General features: G+C 69.4%; 21 protein-coding genes. 10 read left to right on the top strand and 11 right to left on the bottom strand.

Going from position 1 to position 20,993, the window contains the following annotated elements; translation table 11 throughout:
* Together G6023_RS05195 and G6023_RS05190 are read right to left on the bottom strand one after the other, a co-directional pair.
* On the bottom strand, positions 1–486 hold a 486-nt coding region (locus G6023_RS05195; protein WP_182634283.1), incomplete at its 3' end, for a DUF6542 domain-containing protein.
* Positions 487–497: 11 nt separating this feature from the next.
* On the bottom strand, positions 498–2,003 hold the full coding sequence (locus tag G6023_RS05190; RefSeq protein WP_132063404.1) for an AI-2E family transporter: 1,506 nt from the start codon (positions 2,001–2,003) through the stop codon (positions 498–500).
* Positions 2,004–2,102: 99 nt separating this feature from the next.
* Here G6023_RS05190 and ychF point away from each other — a divergent pair, with 99 nt between their 5' ends.
* Together ychF and G6023_RS05180 are read left to right on the top strand one after the other, a co-directional pair.
* Positions 2,103–3,182, top strand: coding sequence for a redox-regulated ATPase YchF (gene ychF / locus G6023_RS05185; RefSeq protein ID WP_182634281.1), 1,080 nt, complete (start codon positions 2,103–2,105; stop codon positions 3,180–3,182).
* Positions 3,183–3,427: 245 nt separating this feature from the next.
* Positions 3,428–3,955: a DUF1877 domain-containing protein gene (locus G6023_RS05180; protein WP_182634280.1), complete on the top strand. Its 528-nt coding sequence runs from the start codon at positions 3,428–3,430 to the stop codon at positions 3,953–3,955.
* Between the two features lie 63 nt (positions 3,956–4,018).
* Here the strand turns inward: G6023_RS05180 and G6023_RS05175 are convergent, their stop codons facing one another.
* Complete coding sequence (locus G6023_RS05175; RefSeq protein WP_182634279.1) at positions 4,019–4,591, bottom strand: YdeI/OmpD-associated family protein; 573 nt, start codon at positions 4,589–4,591, stop codon at positions 4,019–4,021.
* Between the two features lie 183 nt (positions 4,592–4,774).
* Here G6023_RS05175 and G6023_RS05170 point away from each other — a divergent pair, with 183 nt between their 5' ends.
* From G6023_RS05170 to G6023_RS05160, 3 genes are all read left to right on the top strand, one after another.
* On the top strand, positions 4,775–5,419 hold the full coding sequence (locus G6023_RS05170; protein ID WP_472986421.1) for a mismatch-specific DNA-glycosylase: 645 nt from the start codon (positions 4,775–4,777) through the stop codon (positions 5,417–5,419).
* 172 nt (positions 5,420–5,591) lie between these two features.
* The gene (locus tag G6023_RS16265; RefSeq protein ID WP_347570719.1) at positions 5,592–5,969 is read left to right on the top strand and encodes a VOC family protein; all 378 of its coding nucleotides are present in this window, start codon (positions 5,592–5,594) and stop codon (positions 5,967–5,969) included.
* Positions 5,970–6,062: 93 nt separating this feature from the next.
* Positions 6,063–6,392, top strand: coding sequence for a hypothetical protein (locus tag G6023_RS05160; RefSeq protein ID WP_182634277.1), 330 nt, complete (start codon positions 6,063–6,065; stop codon positions 6,390–6,392).
* 138 nt (positions 6,393–6,530) lie between these two features.
* Here G6023_RS05160 and G6023_RS05155 read toward each other — a convergent pair whose 3' ends face one another.
* The 6 genes from G6023_RS05155 to G6023_RS05130 all read right to left on the bottom strand — a co-directional run bounded on the left by G6023_RS05155 (position 6,531) and on the right by G6023_RS05130 (position 14,490).
* Positions 6,531–7,652, bottom strand: coding sequence for a N(5)-(carboxyethyl)ornithine synthase (locus tag G6023_RS05155; protein ID WP_241727695.1), 1,122 nt, complete (start codon positions 7,650–7,652; stop codon positions 6,531–6,533).
* A gap of 229 nt (positions 7,653–7,881) precedes the next feature.
* Positions 7,882–10,116: an NADP-dependent isocitrate dehydrogenase gene (locus G6023_RS05150; RefSeq protein WP_182634275.1), complete on the bottom strand. Its 2,235-nt coding sequence runs from the start codon at positions 10,114–10,116 to the stop codon at positions 7,882–7,884.
* Positions 10,117–10,228: 112 nt separating this feature from the next.
* A complete protein-coding gene (locus G6023_RS05145) occupies positions 10,229–12,079 on the bottom strand; it encodes an ABC transporter ATP-binding protein (protein ID WP_241727693.1) in 1,851 nt (616 codons plus the stop codon).
* The gene (locus tag G6023_RS05140) at positions 12,076–13,641 is read right to left on the bottom strand and encodes an ABC transporter transmembrane domain-containing protein (protein WP_182634285.1); all 1,566 of its coding nucleotides are present in this window, start codon (positions 13,639–13,641) and stop codon (positions 12,076–12,078) included. The genes G6023_RS05145 and G6023_RS05140 overlap by 4 nt, the downstream gene beginning before the upstream one ends.
* A 38-nt stretch (positions 13,642–13,679) precedes the next feature.
* The gene (locus tag G6023_RS05135) at positions 13,680–14,120 is read right to left on the bottom strand and encodes a hypothetical protein (RefSeq protein ID WP_182634274.1); all 441 of its coding nucleotides are present in this window, start codon (positions 14,118–14,120) and stop codon (positions 13,680–13,682) included.
* A 163-nt stretch (positions 14,121–14,283) separates the two neighbouring features.
* Complete coding sequence (locus G6023_RS05130) at positions 14,284–14,490, bottom strand: dodecin (protein ID WP_069390304.1); 207 nt, start codon at positions 14,488–14,490, stop codon at positions 14,284–14,286.
* A gap of 110 nt (positions 14,491–14,600) precedes the next feature.
* On the opposite strand from G6023_RS05130, the gene G6023_RS05125 reads away from it, so the two are divergent.
* From G6023_RS05125 to G6023_RS05115, 3 genes are all read left to right on the top strand, one after another.
* On the top strand, positions 14,601–15,374 hold the full coding sequence (locus G6023_RS05125; RefSeq protein WP_182634272.1) for an isocitrate lyase/PEP mutase family protein: 774 nt from the start codon (positions 14,601–14,603) through the stop codon (positions 15,372–15,374).
* Between the two features lie 67 nt (positions 15,375–15,441).
* Complete coding sequence (locus G6023_RS05120; protein ID WP_182634270.1) at positions 15,442–15,906, top strand: SRPBCC domain-containing protein; 465 nt, start codon at positions 15,442–15,444, stop codon at positions 15,904–15,906.
* A 49-nt stretch (positions 15,907–15,955) separates the two neighbouring features.
* Positions 15,956–16,627 (top strand): dihydrofolate reductase family protein, encoded by a 672-nt coding sequence (locus tag G6023_RS05115; RefSeq protein ID WP_182634268.1) that lies wholly within the window; start codon positions 15,956–15,958, stop codon positions 16,625–16,627.
* On the opposite strand, the gene G6023_RS05110 is transcribed toward G6023_RS05115, so the two are convergent.
* Positions 16,596–17,579, bottom strand: a complete 984-nt coding sequence (locus G6023_RS05110) for a pseudouridine synthase (protein ID WP_182634266.1) — start codon at positions 17,577–17,579, stop codon at positions 16,596–16,598. The genes G6023_RS05115 and G6023_RS05110 overlap by 32 nt on opposite strands.
* A gap of 235 nt (positions 17,580–17,814) precedes the next feature.
* Here G6023_RS05110 and G6023_RS05105 point away from each other — a divergent pair, with 235 nt between their 5' ends.
* Both G6023_RS05105 and G6023_RS05100 read left to right on the top strand, forming a co-directional pair.
* Complete coding sequence (locus G6023_RS05105) at positions 17,815–18,642, top strand: endonuclease/exonuclease/phosphatase family protein (protein ID WP_241727692.1); 828 nt, start codon at positions 17,815–17,817, stop codon at positions 18,640–18,642.
* Positions 18,639–19,259, top strand: coding sequence for a DUF2238 domain-containing protein (locus G6023_RS05100; RefSeq protein ID WP_182634264.1), 621 nt, complete (start codon positions 18,639–18,641; stop codon positions 19,257–19,259). The genes G6023_RS05105 and G6023_RS05100 overlap by 4 nt, the downstream gene beginning before the upstream one ends.
* Before the next feature lie 218 nt (positions 19,260–19,477).
* On the opposite strand, the gene G6023_RS05095 is transcribed toward G6023_RS05100, so the two are convergent.
* Positions 19,478–20,761 (bottom strand): cation:proton antiporter, encoded by a 1,284-nt coding sequence (locus tag G6023_RS05095; protein WP_182634263.1) that lies wholly within the window; start codon positions 20,759–20,761, stop codon positions 19,478–19,480.
* Positions 20,762–20,993 lie beyond the last annotated feature (232 nt).

Raw genomic sequence — 20,993 nt, 5'->3', positions numbered from 1 at the left:
GTGTGCCGGGGCGCTGCGCTGGACGGGCGGCGCCGCGGGGCGGGCGACCCGCGGCCGCAGCTCCAGCACCAGGGCACGGATCAGGGCGATCGCCACCACCACGACGGTGGTGGTGATCATCAGCGGGAAGCGGGTCGCCAGCGGCAGGATGATCGACACGAGCTGGGACCGCGAGAAGACGTCCGCGCCCGATCCGACCCCGGAGACGACGTAGACCAGCGGGACCAGCAGGGCCATGATGATCGGTGGCTGCACCCCCGCGACGAACACCGAGCGCCGCGCGACCGCGAGCACGGACACCACGCAGCCGAGGAAGAACGCGACCGTGAAGCCCGCGCCGAGGTCCCCGGAAACCGAGTCGATGGCGACGCCGGTCAGCGAGATCGCCACCGTCAGGAGGACCGCGGTCCAGGCCGGCAGTCCCCGAGTCGAGGACAGCACGGACCGCTCGTCTGCCGGTACCCGTCCACTCCTACGTCTGGTCACGGGAGAAGACTCTAACCGCCCAGCCGACGGGCGAGGAAACGGCCGAACCGCCGCAGCGGGTTGGGCTTCTCCGCCTCCTGCTCCTGCGGGGACGGGCGGTAGCCGTCGACCGCCTTCGGATCGACGGGGCCCGCCGCCGGCGGGGGTTCATCCGACAACCCCGGGGCGGCGGTGGTGGAGCCGCTGCCCACCTCGTCGTCGTCGGCCTCCACGGTGACCCCTGCGCCCGCACTGGTGGGGACCGGGCGCCGGGGCCCGGCGATGTCGGGGCGCTCGTCGATCATCCCGGCCATGATCGCGGTGCTGCTCTTGCGCAGAGGTGCGAAGCGCGAGCTCGACAGCTCGGCGAGCCACGCGGTCAGACGTCCCTCGTCTGTCGCCGATGCCAGATCCGACGCGGTCACATCACCGGTACGCAGGTCGATCTGCTCGTTGATGTAGCGCAGCGCGACCGCCAGTACCGCGAGGAGCGGGACGGCCAGGAACGCGCCGATGATGCCGAACAGCGTGCTCCCCGCGGCCACGCCGAGCAGGATGACCCCCGGGTGCAGGTTCATCGCCCGCGACTGGACGATCGGCTGGAGAACATTGCCCTCGAGCTGCTGCACGAGAATGATCACGACCAGGACGATGATCGCGGTCGTGAAGCCGTTGGCGACCAGGGCGATGAGGACCGCGAGCGCACCCGCGGTGAACGCGCCGACGATGGGGATGAACCCGGCGATGAACGTGATGACGGCCAACGCCCACGCCAGCGGTACGCCCAGGATCACCAGAGCCAGACCGATGAGCACCGCGTCGACGAACGACACGATGGCCTGGGCGCGGATGTAACCGCCGAGGGTGTTCCAGGCGCGGGTCAGGACCTCGGTCAGGTGACGGCCGGCGGTGCGCCCGGAGATGCGGCGGACGAACGGGAGGAACCTCGGCCCGTCCTTGATGAAGAAGAACGTCAGGACCAGAACCAGCACGAGGGTGATCACGAAGGACCCCACCGCGCTGACACCGCTGAACACACCCGAGGCGATCTGGTCACCGCGGTCCTGCAAGGTGGAACTGAGCTGCTCGAGGACCCCGTCGAGCTGCTCGTCCCGGATGTTCAGCGGCGGTCCGCGCAACCAGTCCTGGACCTGGGTGATCGCCTCCGAGGTCTGGTCGGCGAGCTGCACGCTCTGCTCGACGATCGACGGGGCGATGAGGGCGACCACGCCCGAGACGAGGCCGAGTGACGCGATGATGGACAACAGCGAGGCCAGCGTCTTGGGGACCCTGTGCCGCACCATCCACCCCGTCGGCGGCCACAGCACCGTGGAGACGATGAGCGCCAACAGGATCGGGAGGATGCCGACCCACAGGGCGCCACCGATCCTCGATACCAACCAGCCCGCGACGAGAAGGATGGCCAGTCGCAGGGCCCAGTCGGTGACCCAGCGCCCGCCCAGTCCGATGAGGACGGAACGGTCGACGTGCTGCTCCTGGTCCTCGACGGGGGGATGCGGTTTCGGCTCGTCGGTCATGGGTCACATGATGTCAGAGGTCACGGTGGTGTGCTCCCTGACGAGGCGCCCGACGGCCGCGGGGGAGGAGCCGGGGTGCTGTCCGTAGACTGTGCCCTCGTGAGCCTCACCCTCGGAATCGTCGGACTGCCCAACGTCGGTAAGTCGACCCTGTTCAACGCCCTGACGAACAACGACGTCCTCGCGGCGAACTACCCGTTCGCCACCATCGAGCCCAACGTCGGCGTGGTCGATCTGCCGGACCCACGCCTGAACCGACTCGCGGAGATCTTCGGCTCCGAGCGGATCCTGCCCGCCGTCGTGTCGTTCGTCGACATCGCGGGGATCGTCAAGGGCGCCAGCACCGGTGAAGGGATGGGCAACAAGTTCCTCGCCAACATCCGTGAGGCCGACGCGATCTGCCAGGTCGTCCGCGTCTTCGACGACCCGGACGTCATCCACGTCGACGGCAAGGTCGACCCGATGGCCGACATCGAGGTGATCGCCACCGAGCTGATCCTGGCCGACCTGGAGACCATCGAGAAGGCCATCCCGCGGCTCGAGAAGGACTCGCGCAAGGACAAGTCCCTCGTGGCGTTGTTGGACGAGGTCCGCAAGGCGCAGGCCGTGCTCGAGGACGGGCGGACCCTGTTCAGGGCGCAGGACGAGGTGGACCGCACCCTGCTGCGTGACCTGCACCTGATGACCGCCAAGCCCTTCCTCTACGTGTTCAACGCCGACGAGTCAGTGCTGACCAGCGAGGAGCGTCAGGCCGAACTCCGCGCCGCGGTCGCCCCCGCCGACGCGGTCTTCCTCGATGCGAAGGTCGAGGCCGAGCTGCTCGAACTGGACGAGGACGACGCCATGGAGCTGCTGGAGTCGATCGGCCAGCACGAGCCGGGCCTGAACTCGCTCGCCCGCGCCGGGTTCCACACCCTGGGCCTGCAGACCTACCTCACCGCCGGCCCCAAGGAGTCGCGCGCCTGGACAATCCGCAAGGGCGACACCGCCCCCAAGGCCGCCGGCGTGATCCACACGGACTTCGAGAAGGGCTTCATCAAGGCCGAGATCGTCTCCTTTGCCGACCTCGACGCCGCCGGGTCGATGGCCGCAGCCAAGGCCGCCGGCAAGGTGCGCATGGAGGGCAAGGACTACGTGATGGCCGACGGCGACGTGGTGGAGTTCCGCTTCAACGTCTAACAACTGCCTGCTAGGCGGGGCTTGTCGGCTCTACTGACAAATCGCAGAGAGCGGCTGGCGCGTTCAGCTCGTGCATCCGGACGGCGTGAACCGATCTCCGCTAGGGCTTTCTGGACTCGTTCGTGCTGGCGGGGCTGTCCGTGGGCGCTAGGAGTTTCTCCACAGGCGAGTGCGATCGGCACTTCCTATCCACAGATCGGTCGTGGGGGGTTATCGGATCCCGCGTGGAGGTCGATGCTGGGTGCATGGGAATCAGGTACTACGCATACGCATTCGACAGCGAGATCACACAGGAGGTGCTCGCCGATCCACGCGCCTACATCAGCGCGGACCCGCTCGCGGACGCATTCGGACTGCCGCACGGCTTCGCGGTGGGGACGACCGACTTCCAACAGGGGCCACCCGTGGAGGACATGCTCTACCTCGACAAGTCGTGGAGAAACCTGCAGATGATGACGCAGCCATCCGATCCGGATGAGCGAGCGCGCCCCGCCTACCGGATGTTCGAAGGCGCCGTGACGCCGCTCGAGAACTGGGAGGGCTGGTTGCCGTGGGTACGGGCGATACCGCCCGAAGACGTTGCTTGGATCGCGGACGATCTGGACGCGATCACCCGCGCGGACTTCGTTCCCTGGTTCAGTCGGCACAGCGGACCGTTCGGGGAAGACCACGAAGCGGAAGCAGACTACGTCGATCACTTCTTAGGCCGGGCGAGACGTTTTCTCCGCGGGCTCGATACATCCGGTCGAGGATTCGCGTACTTGATCGGGTGACGGCACGGCTGGCCCCTCGTCGTCGAATCTGGTCGCGCGGGGGACCGATGGAGATGGGGTGGATTACGACGGCGTGAGCCGCGATATCAGCTGCGCGACGCGTCGCTCGAGGGCATCCTCGTTCGTAGCCGTGAGGAGCGGGAGAAGCGCGCTGAAGCGCTCGGTCCGGGTGAGCCGGGAGAAGGCCGCCTTCGCGGTTGGTGCCGCCTCGAGGGCCGTGCGGAGAGCATCCGGAGGCTGGGCGGTCGCTTGCCCGGGGTAGGCGCGGTCCCAGCGTCCGTCGGATCTCGCCCTCTCGATCTCGGCGATGCCCCGCGGTCGAAGTCGACCATCGGCGGCGAGGCGCTCCGCGATCTCGACGTTTCGCCGTGACCAGAGCGAACGCGCCCGGCGTGGGGTGAACCTCTGCAGGTAGGTCCGCTCGTCGTAGCCGTTGCGCTGGCCGTCGATCCATCCGCTGCACAAAGCCTCGTCGAGAGCCTCCCGATAGCTGAGGGTGGTCGGAGACGACACTCCCTTCTTCGCGAGCATCAGCCAGATGCCGTCGGAACAGTCCTCGTTCGTGCAGAGCCACTCGCGCCATTGGTCTCTGCCGGCCAAGACGACAGGGGCCGCCGGGCCTTCCTTTGCGCTCATGGGTCCAGCCTTTCAGGTACTACGGACGCACGCTGTCCTCACGTGGAGACGGTGGTGAGTCTGTCCGACCCCACCGGTCGAGATCGCGGGGATCTCGTCGCGCTAGCCTCCTCCCATGGTTGAGAAGGCGAAGAGGGGCGAAGAGTGTCGGGGCGCGCTCGACGTCGGCACATCGTGACCGGGATTCCGCGACGGCCGTCCCCACTCGGCGGCCGCCGCCCGAGACGCGAGGAGCTCGCCGGATTCGCGACCGATGATCCGAACGGTGTCGACGCCGTCCTCCCCGCCGATCCCGGCCGGCTGCGCCTGCTCATCGTGGGAGTCAATCCGGGATTGTGGACCGCGGCCGTCAACGCGCCGTTCGCGCGGCCGGGAAACCGATTCTGGCCCTCACTGCACCGGGCCGGGCTGACCGACCACCTCGTGGACGCCTCGACAGGATTGTCGGCGGAGGATGAGGCGCAACTGCTCTCCCGCGGGATCGGCATGACGAACCTCGTCGGAAGGGCCACCGCGCGGGCCGATGAGCTCGCTCGCGACGAGCTGCGCTCAGGCGCCGAACGCCTGGCCGTGTTGGCCGGGGAGCTGGGTCCCGCAGTGGTATCGGTCGCAGGAATCACCGCCTTTCGTACCGCCTTCGCGATGCCGAAAGCGACGTACGGGGAACAGGACACCACCCCGGTCCCGGGGTGGCCCGACGATGTCGCACTATGGGTGGTGCCCCAGCCGAGCGGGTTGAACGCTCACGAGACCATCGACTCGCTGGCCGACCACTGGCGTCGGGTCTGGGAGGCGGTCGAGGAGCGTCACGGGTCGAGCGACGGCTGACGAGCTACACGTTCAGCGCGGTGGTGGGCCGAGCACCCCGGAGGGACGTTCCTCCTGTGCCTGTTCGCGCGCTACTCGAGGAGATAGGATCCGGGGCCATCACGACGACGAGCCCGGCGTTCTCCCGGACCATCTGGCGCTCCCGGGACGATCGGGTAAGCGTCCCGACGCCGTGCGCGACACCCCGGGATCACAGCAGATCGGACCGAGGAGCGACGATGTTCAGAGGGGTGATGGGAACTGCACGGTTTCCGACGAATCGGTGGGGGAGGCGTGGTACTCCCGCCTTTTCGACCGGGGGCCGGACAGCCGGCCGATGCCGGGGTTGCTCGAATGGCATCTCGGAGACGGTTTCGGTCTCCAGGTCTGGGCCGAACCGGATCGGGCAGGGCACTCTTCGGTGTTGATCGAGGTCGATGACCTGGACTCGGTGGTCGGTCGCCTCGTTGCGGCCGGGGTCGACAATCACGGTCCGCAACCCGGCGGCGGTCGGAGGATTCTCGTGGTGGAGGACCCCGATGGCAACCGCGTCGTCTTCGCAGGAGACTGATCGCGTGCACGACGCGGGGCCGTGCGCCTGATCAGAGGAGAGTGACTCGTCGGGACCGTTCCGTAGGGCGTCCCCCGCGGTTACGCTTCCCGGATGGGCATCTTCCTGGGAATACTCAACGGCGCGGCCGACCCGGCGACCGAGCCTGAACTCTCCGAGGCGGAGCAGGAAGAGTTCATGGTGGGGTGGTCCCGTTGGGCGGAGGAGGCGGGCCCGGCGCTCGTGGATCCCGGACGTCCGTTGTACCGCAAGCGGCGCGTCACCAGCCAGGGTGTCGAGGTCTTCGAGGACGCCGGGGTCGCCTACATGCTGCTCTCGGCGCCCTCGCACGAGGCGGCGGTCGACCTCGTGCGCGGGCACCCGTTTCTTGCGCTGTTCCCGGGCAACTCGATCGACGTCATCGAGTGCCCCGACGTCCCGTGACCGTCGCCGGGCCCCTGCCGGTCGCCGTCACCCCGGACCCGTGAGCGCTATGAGTCGGCCATGCGGGACGAGACGAACCGGCACCGGCGCTTCCACCGGCTGCGCGGCGAGCGGGAGGCCGACCGGTTTCTCTCGTCCCTACCGAGCCGTGGGGGATCCGGCCAGGGTATGGGGATACGTGGTGTCACGTCCCTGGAAGCTCAGGATGCTCGGGTTGACGATCACCCCGTCACGGATCTCGATGGCGCGGGAGATGGTGAGGTCCTCGTCCCACGCCGCGGGGCCCTCCATGACGGTGCGCAGGAACGGAAGTAGTGCCTCGCTGATCTCCCACGTCGCCGAGTTCCACAGGTAGGAGGGGCTGTGGTCGACGGCGTAGTAGTTCACCCCGCGTCCGACGGTGAACATCGGAGCGTCGAACCCGGTGGGTTCGGCCCACTCGAACCCCATGCCCCCGTCGCACGAGACGTCGATGATCAGACTGCCCGGGGCGAACCCCTCCAGGTCGCGGGTGCGCAGGTAGGTCATCGGCGCGTCCACGTCCTGGAGGGTGCAGTTGACGACGATGTCGTGTGCGGCGAGGAATACCGGGAGCGGGACGTCACCATCCTCGGTGGGCACCGTGCCGAGGTGGGCCGGACCGCCGTCGGTGTGGAGCTGGGTGATATGAGCGCTGTGGATCGGTGAACCGACTGCCGTCGCCCCGCGCTGTGTGAGGACCTGGATGTCGTGGATCCCGTGGGCGCTCAGTGCGGTGACGGCTCCTCGGGCTGTCGCGCCGAAACCGATCACGACCGCGCTGCGCCGGGGGCCGTAGTCCCCGGTGGTCCCCGTGAGACTCAGGGCGTGGATCACGGAGGAGTACCCGGCGAGCTCGTTGTTCTTGTGGAGCACGTGCAGGCTGAAGGCACCCTGCCGTGTCCAGTGGTTCATCGCCTCGAAGGCGATGAGGGTGAGTCGTCGATCGACCGCGGTCTGCGTCAGCTCGGTGTCCTGCACGCAGTGGGGCCACCCCCAGAGGGTGCGGCCGGCGGGGATCTCGGTCACGTCCGCCGCCTGGGGCTTGGGGAGCAGGAGGATATCGGCGGCCTGGATGACCTCCGACCGCTCTGCGACCCTGCCCACACGCGACTCCACGTACCCGGGTTCGAGCTGGAAGTCCGCAGCGTACCCGCGCTCGACGACCATCCGCGCCCGGATGTCCGGATCGATGCGATCGAGGTGATGCGGATGAAGGGGCAGTCGCCGCTCGTTCTCCATCGTGGAGGTCGCGAGGACTCCGAGCGTCAGGAGAGGGCGCGACCCGGTCTCCGGGAAGTGTGGGGAGTCCTTCGGATCGGAGGGGGAGTGGGACGGTTGAGCGGTGCCGGACATCCGGACTCCCATCATCGGGGAACCGGGACCAGCTCCGACTCGAGTGTAGGCCGTCGATACACCACCGCACCCACCGGCCGAGGGCCGATGGGTGCGGTTCTGCGGGTGGAGCAGGTCAGGCGCGGGTGTCCTCGAGCGCGGCGTTGAGCGTCTCGCTCGGCCGCATCGCCTCCCGCAACTTGTCGATGGCGGGCTGGAAGTAGCCGCCCAGCTCGACCGGCGTGCCCTGCACCGCGAGCAGCTCGTCGAGGATGGTGTCCCGGTCCGCGGTCAGCTTCTCCGCGAGCGGGCCGAAGTGTGCTGCCAGTTCCGCGTCCTCGGACTGCTCGGCCAGTTCCTGCGCCCAGTACAGTGCGAGCCAGAACTGGCTTCCCCGGTTGTCCAGCTCACCGGTCGTGCGGGACGGCGACTTCCGGTTCTCCAGGAGCTTGCCGGTCGCCGTGTCGAGCGTCTTGGCCAGAACCGTGGCCTTGGGGTTGTCGTACTTGCGTCCGAGATCGTCCAGGCTCGCCCCGAGTGCGAGGAACTCACCGAGCGAGTCCCAGCGCAGGTGATTCTCCTCGACCAACTGCTGGACGTGCTTCGGCGCGGAGCCGCCCGCACCGGTCTCGTACAGTCCACCGCCGGCCATCAGCGGGACGATGGACAGCATCTTGGCGCTGGTCCCGAGCTCGAGGATCGGGAACAGGTCGGTGAGGTAGTCGCGCAGGATGTTGCCGGTCACCGAGATGGTGTCCAGGCCCCGCCAGGCGCGCTCGAGGGTGTACCGCATGGCGCGCACCTGCGACATGATCTGGATGTCCAGACCCTCGGTGTCGTGCTCGGCGAGGTACTTGTTCACCAACGTGATGAGGTTGTTCTCGTGGGGCCGGTACGGGTCCAGCCAGAACACCGCCGGCATCCCGGAGGCGCTGGCGCGGTCCACGGCGAGCTTCACCCAGTCGCGGATCGGCGCGTCCTTGACGGTACACATGCGCCAGATGTCGCCGGCCTCGACGTCCTGGGACAGCAGGACCTCGCCGGTGGCGGCGTCGACGATGTTGGCGACACCGTCGTACTGGACCTCGAACGTCTTGTCGTGACTGCCGTACTCCTCGGCCTTCTGGGCCATGAGGCCGACGTTCGGCACAGTGCCCATCGTGGTCGGATCGAAGGCCCCGTTGGTCTTGCAGAAGTTGATGATCTCCTGGTAGATCCGCGCGAACGTGGACTCCGGGATGACGGCCTTGGTGTCCTTCTTGCGGCCGTCGGCGCCGTACATCTTCCCGCCGATGCGGATCATCGCGGGCATCGAGGCGTCGACGATGACATCCGAGGGGGAGTGGAAGTTGGTGATACCGCGCGCCGAGTCGACCATCGCCAGCTCCGGCCGCTGCTCGTGGCAGCGGTGGAGATCCTCGATGATCTCCTCCTTCTTGGAGCTGGGGAGGTTCTCGATCTTGTTGTACAGGTCGGCCATGCCGTTGTTGACGTTGATGCCCAGCTCGTGGAACAGCTCCTCGTGCTTGGCGAAGGCGTCCTTGTAGAAGACCCGCACGGCGTGGCCGAACACGATCGGGTGGCTCACCTTCATCATGGTGGCCTTGACGTGGAGCGAGAACATGACGCCGGTCTCCTTGGCGTCATTGAGCTGCTCCTCGTAGAAGTCCATGAGCGCCTTCTTGCTCATGTACATCGAGTCGACGACCTCGCCGGCCTCGAGCGGCACGGTCTTGAGCACGTGGGTCTCGCCGTCCGGGGTCACGACCTCCATGCGCGCGTCGCACGCGCGGTCGAGGATGATCGACTTCTCGCCCGCGTAGAAGTCGCCGTGTGTCATGTGGGCGACGTGGGTCTGTGAGGCCATCGACCACTTGCCCATGGAGTGCGGGTTGGCCCGGGCGTACTCCTTGACCGCCTTCGGGGCGCGACGGTCCGAGTTGCCCTGGCGGAGCACCGGGTTGACGGCGCTGCCGAGGCAGCTGCCGTAGCGCTCGACGATCTCGACCTCGTCGGGGGTCTTGGGGTCGTACGGGTAGTCCGGGATGTCGTATCCCTTGGACTGGAGCTCGGCGATCGCGGTGGTCAGCTGGTTGACCGAGGCGCTGATGTTCGGGAGCTTGATGATGTTGGTGTGCGGGTCCTGGGTCATCCGGCCCAGTTCACCGAGGTTGTCCGGGACCTTCTGCTCATCGGTGAGCCGCTCGGGGAAGGCTGCCAGGATGCGAGCGGCCACCGAGATGTCGCTCGTCGTGACGTCGATGCCGGCCGCGTCGGCAAAGGTGCGCACGACCGGGAGGAACGCCTCCGTCGCCAGGCGCGGGGCCTCATCGGTGAGCGTGTAGATGATCGTCTGTCTGTCTGAGGTCATGGATGTCGACTCTTTTCGTCTCGAGGCTGAGCGTGTTCTTGTGGAACGGGGTCAATTCGCCGACTCCATCATCACCCGAGTCGGGCACCTGTGCGCCGTTTCCCGGAGTCATCTACCCCGGTCGGGCGGACCTGGGGCCGGCCTGGGATGTCGCCGACGCCCGAGGGGCCTGCCCCTGCCGGCCGGCGGACCATGCCGACCACTGACGGGCGTAGATCCCGTCCCTCTCGATCAGCGCGGCGTGCGAGCCGCGTTCGACGATCGCGCCCCCGTCCATCACGAGGATCGTGTCGGCGCGTGATGCCTGATCGAGGCGATGGGCGATGACCAGGGCCGAACGATCACGGGTGACCTCGTCAGCGGCGAGTTCGAGTGCCCCGGCACCCGCGGACCCGGCTTCCGCGGTGGCCTCGTCCATGACGATGACGGCCGGGTCGAGCAGCAGCACCCGGGCCAGCGCGAGCTGCTGGGCGGCGACGGGGTCGAGTTGGATGCCGCGTGCCCCGACAACGGTGTCGAGCCCGTCCGGCAGTCGGCGGAACCATGCGGTGGCGTGGACGCGTTCGAGGACGAGTCGCAGTTCCTCGTCGGTGGCGGCGGGTTTGGCCAGCGTCAGGTCCTGACGCAGGGTGCCCGAGAAGACGTGGACCTCCTGGCTGACCGTGGCCAGGCGGGCGATGCGCTCGGAGTCGGACAGCGACGAGACCGGATGGCCGTCGACCAGGACCTCGCCGGCGTCGGGGACGAGCAGGCCGGCCACGAGCGCCGCGACGGTGGTCTTCCCCGCCCCGGACGCGCCGACGACCGCGACCGTCTCACCGGGCGAGATGGCGAAGTCGATGTCGCGCACGGCCCAGGACCCGCCGTAACTGAAGCCGACGCCGCGGAGTTCGACGCGACCCTGCGGCGCGTCCACTCCGCTGTCGGGTACGGACACGGGCGGGTCCACGACGACGCCCACGATGCGGGCGAGCGAGGCGTATCCCGACTGCACGACGTCCAGGATGCGCATGAAGGTGTTCAGCGGCCCCCGCAGTCGGATGATCATGAGGACAGCGCCCGTCACCGCGCCGACCGTCAGGGCTTCGGTGGCGACGAGGTGATACCCGACCGCCAGCGCTATCGCCAGCATGAGGAACTCGCCGATGAGCATCCACACGTTCAGCACGAGCATGGTGGTCCGGGCCCGGATCCCCTTGCGGACCACGTCCCAGGACGCGTTCCCGATCAGGGTGTGCATCCGGTCCTCGAGGGAGAACGCGCGCACCGTCGCGCGACCGCGGATGGCCTCGAGCACGCGCCGGGCCCGCTCGGCCATCGCGGCCCGCTCCGCGGCGTAGCGCTGCGGGGCCTTGGCCAGGTAGCGGCGTGCGGCGACGTAGTACAGAGGCGCGACGACGAGCGGGATGACGACGAACTGCCAGTCCAGTGCGAACAGGGCGATCACCGTGGCCACGACCGTCAGAACGGACGTGGACAGTGTCGGGACGGTTTCCGTGACCGCCGAGGACAGCTCGGCGACGTCGTCGGTCGACCGGCTGACCAGGTCCCCCGACCCGGCGTCCTCGACGCGGTGGGTGGGCAGCCCCAGTGCGGTGCCGACCATGTCCTGGCGCAGAGTGGCGATCACCCGCTCGGACAACCTGGCCACCAGATAGAAGCCGGCGGCACTCGACACCGCGCCGCCGACGGCCGCGGCGAGCAACTGCGCACCGATATGCCACAGCGAACCCGTGGCCTGTCCGGAGACCAGGTCCACGATCCGCCCCATCAGCTGGGGGATGAGCACCCCCGCGTAGGCACCGAGGCTGAGCAGAACCACGGCCAGAGCCAGCCACCGCCTCGCATGGCGGACCCCACGCAACTGCCGGGACACCTCGCGGCGGACCTCGCCCGCGGAGGCGACCGGGAACCTCAGGGCGCTGTCGGTCTTGACGGGGGGTGTCGGGATCGTCGTCGTCATCTCCCGGCCCCCACGAGCAGACCCTCCGCCGCCGCGCGGAGCCGGTCCACGGTCAGACGGGAATCGGCCACCGCGCTCCACGCGGGGGCCTGGCTGAACACCAGGGTCCTCCGGCCGGCCCGGTGACGGGCCACGTTGTCGGCGAGGTTCTGCTCGGTGACCGAGTCGACCGCGGTGGAGGGGTCCTGCAGCACGAGGACCTCCGGGTCCCAGGCGACGGCGCGGGCCAGGGCGACGCGTTGGCGCTGGCCTCCGGAGAGCATCCGCCCGCTCTCTCCGACGCGCTTGTCGGGGCCCTCGGGGATGTCGTCGCAGCAGGCCACGTCGAGCGCCCGCTCCGCGATGCCCCGGTCGGGGTGGACATTGTCGGCCACGCTGCCGTCGAACAGGTCAGCGGCGTGCGGCGCGACCACCACCCGGGTGCGGGGCAGGGATTCGAGCAGGTGGACCAGATCGGGATCGGTGCCGTCGACGGCGGTCAGACCGGACGGTAGGGCGTCGATGAAGTGCTGGGTCGTGGTGGCCTCGACGTCCGAGAGGCGTTCGAAGTCGGCGCCGAGAACCTCACGGATCCGCCTGCCCGACGCCTCGGCCGACGCGCAGCGGGAGGCGAGATTGCGGCCGAACATGGTCATCGGCACGACGAGGAACTGGGTCAGACCGACAACGGTGATGAGGTCGCCGATCGTGATACGACCCGCGAGCGCCAACGCACCGGCGGAGATGCCGAGCGTGGAGACGAACAGTGCGCCCGCGGCCTCCGTGGCGCCGTTCAGCCGGGCCTCCGCGGCGTCGGCGTGGACCGTCTTGCGGTACGCGGTGCCGGAGACCTCGTCGTAGCGACCGCGGACGGTGACGATGGCACCCAGTCCCTTGAGGATCCGCAGGCCCTGGACGACGTCAGTGGCCGTGGCGGCGGCCCGGGCGATCGCGTGTTGCCGCTCGACCGACCGCTCCTGCAGCGGGCGCGCCACCCACAGTGCCACCACCACCAGCAGCGGACCACCTATCAGCGTGGCGAGGCTCAGCCAGGGATTGATCCTGAACATCATCGCCGCGCCGTAGGTGATGGCGGCGGCCTCGGCGACCGGCATGACCGTCATCATGACGATGTCGCCGACCCGGGTGGTGTCCGAGGACGCGACGGACAGGAGGCCGCCGGCGGTGCGATCGCGACCGGCGAACCCGCGCGGATCCTGGATGCGGTCGGTGACCGCGGTCCGCAGGTCGTGGCTGACCAACTGCTGGCTCCGCACCAGCATGAAACGAGCGGTCCAGTTGGCGGCGATCGCCATGAGGAACACGCAACCCAGGATCGCGATCCAGAACCACAGCCGGTCGGCGGAGGACGCGGCGATCGCATCGTCGACGGCCCGTCCGACCACGACCGGGGTCAGTCCGTTGCACAGGAACGCCACGGCCATGGCACCGGAGGCGATGAAGCTCCACGGGCGCTGCGCCAGCGCGACCTTGAGTGTCCACCGGGGCGCGTCGACGGCAGGGAGCTTCGACCGACGCCCGCCGGGTCCGGGAAGCGCCGTGTAGTCGACGATGCTGCCCATTCCCGGGGCCTGTGAGTTATCGGGCACGAGGAGCGATGTTACCCGGCAGCAGCACCGAGACTCCCGTTGCGAGCCGCGCGACCGCCGACGATCTCCACCCCGTCGAGATCGGCCACACCGAACGCGAGCAGGGCCTGCCCCGAGGCGTCCAGTTCGTCCTCGACCGTCCGTAGCCAGCCCCGGACCACCTTGCCCGGCAGCCGACGTCTGGCCGAGACGCCCACGACGAACCCGGGCACCGGGATCCGGGACAACACGGACATGGCCTCGCGCCGCGCGGCCGGGGCCGCCAGCCAGTGCGTGTCACCGACGAGGATCGGCGAGGGCAGACCGACGTCGTACTCGTCGCACGGCAGGATGAGGATCGTGTCGCGATGGCGGTCGCGGTGACCGATGAGCAGGTCGATGACGCCGGCGGCGAGCGGCGCGTCGTCGAGCGGGAGACCGGACCAGTTCTCTGGGAGTTGTTCGAATCGCATGGCCCCGAGTCTTCGGTACCCCGCCGCCCGGGAACAGACCTGGTCAGGGATCCGTGGAATGGCCGTTCTCGCCTGTGGAGGGGGATATCCGGGGGAACCGGACGGTCGACCGGGACGTCGTGTACCCGTGTGGCGGGACGGTTCCGGGTGCGACCGACCGGGCTCAGGACTCGTGCCGGAACCCCACCTTGATGGTGACCTGCCAGTGGGTGACCTTGTCCGCGTCGAGTTTGCCGCGGACGGACTGCACTTCGAACCACTCGAGGTTCCGGAGCGTCCTGGACGCTTCCGCGACCGCGTTGGCGATGGCCTGGTCCGTGCCGTCGGGGGATGAGCCGACGATCTCGGTGATGCTGTAGACGTGATTCACGATGACCTCCTTTTTGTGTGACTCACATCACTCTACGGTGGTCTGGTGGAGGGGTGCATCCCGTAGGGTCGGGGTATCGACGCCACCAGGACGCCACCAGGAGGTCTCCCATGACTGATGTCACCGCGCGCGCGAGCGAATTCGCTGAACGGCACGGATCCGGCGACCTGCTCGTCCTGCCGACGGTCTGGGACGTGTGGAGCGCCCGGATCGCGGTGGACGCGGGTTTCGGCGGCCTCACCGTGGGCAGCCATCCCGTCGCCGACTCCCTCGGCAGTGCCGACGGCGAGAACATGGATCTCACCGAGTACCTCGGTGTGGTCAAGCGGATCACCGACTCGGTCGACGTCCCGGTGAGCGTGGATATCGAGTCCGGGTACGGGCTGGAACCGCGTGAGTTGATCGACCGCCTGATCGAGGTGGGAGCGGTCGGTGCCAATATCGAGGACGTCGTCCACGGTGAGGGCAAGCGTGTCCGGGAGCGCCAGGAGCACGCGGACTACATCGCCGGGGCCCGTCGCGCGGCCGACGACGCGGGGGTCGCGTTCGTCATCAACGGGCGTACGGACGCGGTCAAGCTCGGCACCGACGTCTTCGCGGACCCCCTGGAGGAGGCCGAGGCGCGCATCCGGCTGATGGAGGACGCCGGGGCGCGTTCGGTCTACCCGGTCGGGCTCTCGACCGCTGACCAGGTCGGGCGACTCGTGCAGGCGGTGACCATCCCGCTCAACGTCACCGCTCATCCGGTCAAGGGCAACGGCGCCGGTGACGCTTCCGCGCTGCGGGGCCTCGGGGTGCGACGGGTGTCGTTCGGCCCGCTGTGGCAGATGTGGCTCGCGGAGGTCTCGGCGAAACAGCTCGCCGAGTGGAGCCCCGTGAGCTGAGGCCTCACCGTGGCCGGCCGCTGGTCGACCGCCCCTCATCGCCGGACCTGGCGGACGGGAGCCACCCATGAACCCGCAGTATGACGACCTGACCATCGAGAGGGTGATCCGGGCATCGCGCCGGGCGGTCTGGGACGCCTGGACCACCCCGGCCGCGTTCGCGCAGTGGTGGATCCCCGAACCGTACCTCTGTCGGGTGGACCACTTCGCCCCGCACGCCGGCGGCGGCTTCATCACGTCGATGAGCGAGGACGGGTCGCACTTCTCGCCTCACATGGACGCCGCATTTCTGGTGGTCGACGAGTGCGAACGTCTGGTGTTCACCAATGCAGTGGACAGCACCCTGCGTCCGACGACTCCGGCACCGGTGGCCGTGACCGGAGAGGTGGCTCTGCTGGACCATCCGGACGGCACGACATACCGGATCACCGCGCGCCACGCGGACGAGGAGGGGCGCGCCACGCATGACGAGCTCGGTTTGGTGGAGGGTTGGAACATCGTCACCGGTCAACTCGCACGATTCGTGGAGTGAGGGGCCGACCACGCCTTGACGCGCCCGGGAATCGACATACGATCGAGCGATGACGGTCGCGGACGAACCCGCATCGAGGGTGCGGGTCCACAATTTCTCGGTCTCCCTCGACGGCTTCGGCACCGGAGAGGGGCAGAGCCTCGAGGCCCCGTTCGGCCACGCGGGGCATCGCCTCCTCGAGTGGGCCCTGCCCACACGGACCTTCCAGGAGATGGGCTTCCACGACTCACAGTCGCCCACGGTGGGCGTGGACGAGGCGTTCGCGAGCCGGTGGAACACCGGCGTGGGCGTGGAGATCATGGGCCGCAACAAGTTCGCCCCGTCGCGGGGGCCGTGGGACGAGCGGTGGCGCGGATGGTGGGGGGACGATCCGCCCTTCCACACCCCGGTGGTCGTGCTCACCCATCACCCGCGCCCGGTCCTGGAACTGGACGGCGGCAACAGCTTCCACTTCCTCGACGCCCCGCCCGCCGAGGCGCTGAGCTATGCCCGCGGTCTGGCGGCGGGAGGCGACGTGAGGATCGGGGGCGGCACCACGACGATCCGGCAGTTCCTCGAGGCCGACCTCATCGACGAGATGCACGTCGCGGTGGTTCCGGTCCTCCTGGGAAGGGGCGAGCGGCTGTGGGACGGACTGGAGGGTCTCGAGGAGCGGTTCCACATCGAGGCCACTGCGTCGCCCAGCGGTGTCACCCACCTGAGTTTCCGGCGCGACCGCTGACGGGGGCGTGGCGCAGGGTTCGCCGGGTGGCGAAGCGCCGCGGCGCGCCCGTGACGGGATCGGTGAACTCGAGTGCGCCGGCGAGCAACTGGAGTGGCAGGTGGGGGTCGTCGGGCGATTCGGGGAGTAGGTCGGGGTAGCGCCGGTCGCCCAGGATGGGGATACCCAGCGCCGCGAGGTGCACCCGCAGTTGATGCGGCCGGCCGGTGCGCGGCCGCAGGATCGTGTGCAGCACTTGTCGGCCGGTGACACCGGGCCCGGCCGCGAGCACGTCGATGAGGGTCTCGGAGTTCGTCGGGAGCGAGGGATCGACGGTGACGCGAAGGTCGCCGCGCCGGGATCGGATGTGGTCCCGGTGGATGACCGGCAGCGGGCGACCCCCGAGCGTCGGACAGCGCGGGTCCCACCCCTGCGGTCGTGCCGAGACCGCCTCGTAGACCTTGGTGACCTCGCGTCGTTCGAACATCGATTGGTATGCGCCGCGGGTGTCGGCGCGGGCGGAGAACATCACGAGGCCGGCGGTCTCACGGTCCAGTCGGTGGATCGGTGTCAGGTCGTCGTTGCCGAGGCGGGTGCGCAGCCTCACGAGTGCGGTCTCGCGGAGGAACCTCCCCGACGGGGTGGTGGGGAGGAAGTGCGGTTTGTCGACGACGACGAGGTGGTCGTCGCGGTACAGGATCTCCTCCCGGTACGGCAGAACTGTCTCGTCCGGCAGGTCGCGGTGGTACCAGACGAACTCGTGGGTGCCCAGTGGGGTGTCGAGGGCGATCGCCCGGCCGTCGGCACCGACGATCTCCCCGGCCTCGATCCGCCGGTGCAGTTCGCCCGGGTCGACGTGGTCGAACCTGGACACGAGGAAGTCGGAGAGGCCCGCCCAGGGGCCGGTGGCCGGTACGCGGAGCCGAGTGGGCCCGACTCCGTCCTTGACGGGCAGGGGCGGGGGCGTGGACACGCGGTCATCCTCCCACCCGCGTCACCGCGGACCCGATCTCGTGCCTCCCGGCGACCGGTCCACTCCGGCCCATGCGCCGAATACAGTGGGAAGAGGGATCCCGGCAACGTTCGATCGACGGCGAGAGTGGAGGACGTCCGACATGCCACCGCACGGCCCCGCATCCGCCCCGGACGCCGCGCGTCCGGGGCCGACGCCTGTCCTCGGCCGGGTCGGGGCGCCCGGGATCCACGTCATGAGTTGGAACATCCGTCGACCGGTCCCCGCCGCATTGACCCGTGCGGCCGACCGGTGGACCGCCCGGGCCCCGCGAGTGCGGGCGCTGCTGAGCGCCGAGCAGCCGACCGTGCTGTGCGCCCAGGAGGTGGTCGCCGAGCAGATCAGGGACGTCCGCGACGGGCTCGGCCGGCGGTTCGACCACCTCGGTCGGGGTAGGGGAGCGAACGGCGGCGGCGAGGCCTGCCCGATCTTCTACGACACGACCAGGCTCGACCTGCTGGGGTGGGATCAGTCGGCGCTGTCGGACACCCCGGGCCGCCCCGGATCGATGTCCTGGGGCAACCTGTTCCCCCGGGTGCTCGTGTCGGCGCACTTCCGGGATCGCGACACCGGCCACGAGTTGCTGGTGGTCAACACCCACCTCGACCCGCTGTCACGACGATCCCGCGTCCGTTCGGCCCGGGCGGTCCGCGATCTGGTGGCCGCGCGCGACGTACCGGCCGTCGTCGCGGGGGACCTCAACGCGGGCCCGTCCGATGCCGCGGTGCGAACCCTGCTCGCAGAGGGGGCACTGGTGGACAGCTGGGGCGCCGCGGAGAACCGGCGGACCGACCCGTGGGGCACGTACGCCGCGTACCGCGAGCCGCGCAGGGACGGCACCCGGATCGACTGGATACTTGCCACATCACGGGTTAGGGTCACCGACGTCGCGATCAACCCGCTGCGGTACGGCGGTAATTGGCCGTCGGACCACCTGCCGGTGCAGGTCGTGGTCCGACCGGACCCGGGGCGCGATGAGGCGCGAGACCCGGGACGAGACCAGGAAGGGGCCGGTGCGACGTGATCGACAACTTCCTCCGGCCCGCCGAGACCGGGGCGCAGAGACTCGCGGACGCCCTGCGCCTTCTCGGCGTCCTCAGCGTCCTGCTGGCGCTGCTGTTCCACGAGCTCACCGATGCGGCCATCGTGGCATTCGCGCTGCCCGCGCTCATGTTGCCCCGGTTCATCGGGATGCGCGCGTGGGCCGACACCTCCGTCTCGGCCGCCCTGCTGGTCGCGGCGTGGAGCAACGTCGTCGACCTGTACCGGGTCCTGTGGTGGTGGGACGTCCCCGTCCACTTCGTCCTCGCAGGCTGGATGGCGGTGGTGGCCTATCTGTTCCTGGCGCACCGGGGGATCGTGCGGTCGCCCGGCGCCCGCGGGTTCACCACCGCCGGGGGGATCGTGTTGACCACGGTGCTGGGGCTGGCGCTGGGTGCCCTGTGGGAGATGGTCGAGTGGTTCGGTTACGCCTACCTCACCGACGACATCTACGTGACCTACGGGGACACCGTCGGCGACATGGCGGCAGGCGGACTGGGCGCCCTGGTCGCCGGCGTGCTCATGGCCCGCGGGCCTCAGTTGCTGACGCCGACCGCCCTGCGGACGAGGGAGTCGTCCGAGACCACCTCGAGCAGGTAGGCCGGCCAGCACGACCTTCATCAGCAGCCGTAGCGGCAGCGGCAGCTGACTCCCGGAGTCACCGGCACCCAGGGAGGACTGCACCACGAGCCGTCGGGCCCCGGTGGCGGCCGCAGCGCGAGACGACCGTCACCTCGTGACCGGCCCGCCGTGCGAGCTCGGCCACGTACGCCCCTGTCCCCTGGGAAACCCCAATGACCGTCAGCTTCACAGGTACCTCACCTCGTCGTCGTCTCCTCGGTCTCTTTGGTCTCCTCCGTCTCCGTCGTCGTCCCGGCGCGCACCAGCTCCGCCAGCAGCGGGAACAGCAGCACGGTGACCGCGCCCGCGGCCACCAGCACCGAGGAGATCCTGGCGGCCATGAGGCCGTTGTCCACGGCGACCTGGGTGACGGCGACGATGATCGGCAGGCCCGTCGCCGCGTAGAGGCCCACCCTGGCGCGCTCGCGTGTCGTGGTCAGGCCCGGGCTCGTGCGCAGGACGCGCTCGGACAGCCACACCCCGCCACCACGGATCACGAGCATGCTCGCCACCGCCGCCACCAGGATCCACGGCGCATCGGCGACCGCGGCCACACTGATCGCCATCCCGGAGACCACGAAGAAGACGGGGATGAACACGCTGTAACCGACGGTCTCCAGCTGGTGCGTGAGCACCTCCGCCAGGCCCCGGTCGGGGTCCTCGTCGCTCGCGCGGAGCTGGTCGGCGAGCACGTCCACCAGCCGACGCAGGATGATGCCCGCCGCGAACGCACCCAGCACCACGTCCAGCCCGAAGACCGTGGCCACGACCATCATCGCGGCCAGCAGCAGCAGGACGGTGCGCATCGCGAGCTGGCTCGTCGTGGAGGTACCGCGAACCAGTGCCCGACCCAGGCCGCGCACCCGGAGCAACCGGGCCGGCACCACCAGGGTGACCAGCGCGGCGGCGAAGAACAACCCCACGGCCACCAGGGAGGACCCGACACTGCGCGTGCCGAGCAGCACGGCCATCACCAGGACCGGCCCCAACTCGCCGACGGCTCCGTGGGTGAGGACCGCCCGGCCGACGGGGGTGGTGTCGTGGCCCGCGCCCTTGAGGATCGGCAACAGGGTGCCGACCGCCGTGGACGTGAGCAGCAACCCGATCGCCACCGCGGTCTCCCACCGCCCCGACACCAGCCACCCCACGCCCGCCGCCAGGACCATGCTCGCCGCCCACGTCCCGGCGGCGCGCCGACCACCCCGGCCCGTCACCGACGACACCTCCAGCTCGAACCCGGCCAGCAGGAAGAGCATTCCCAGGCCCAGCTCGGCGAGCATCGCCACCCCGCCGCTCTCGACCGCCAGACCGAACCCGTTCGGACCGACCAGCATCCCGCCCACGAGGAGCACCACCACGCCGGGGACCAGCGACCGCGTCAGCGAGGACACCAGTGGCGCGGCGAAGACGGCCAGGACGACCCAGAACAGCGAGATCAGCTCGGTCGAGGAGGCTTCCGCGGCCAGCAGGGTCGTGGTCAACGCTCAGCCTTCCGCTCGACGGATGAGGGAGATCTTAGTCGAGTAGCCGCGTGAGCGCCGGGCAGGGGGCCGGCGACGGAGACGGCGTGCGAGGGTGGGGGCATGACCGACTCGCCGTGCACCCGCTCCGCCGGCGACCCACGCGAACTGCCGGGATTCCGGCGCACGTACGCGCCCGGCCGCCTCACCCTGGGCCTGGGATTCCCGCTGCGGACCCGGGCCGACGGCGACG

This window comes from Dietzia sp. DQ11-71 (assembly GCF_014144995.1).
GTDB classification, from domain to species: Bacteria; Actinomycetota; Actinomycetes; order Mycobacteriales; family Mycobacteriaceae; genus Dietzia; species Dietzia kunjamensis.
This window is presented reverse-complemented; position numbering and strand designations above follow the sequence as displayed.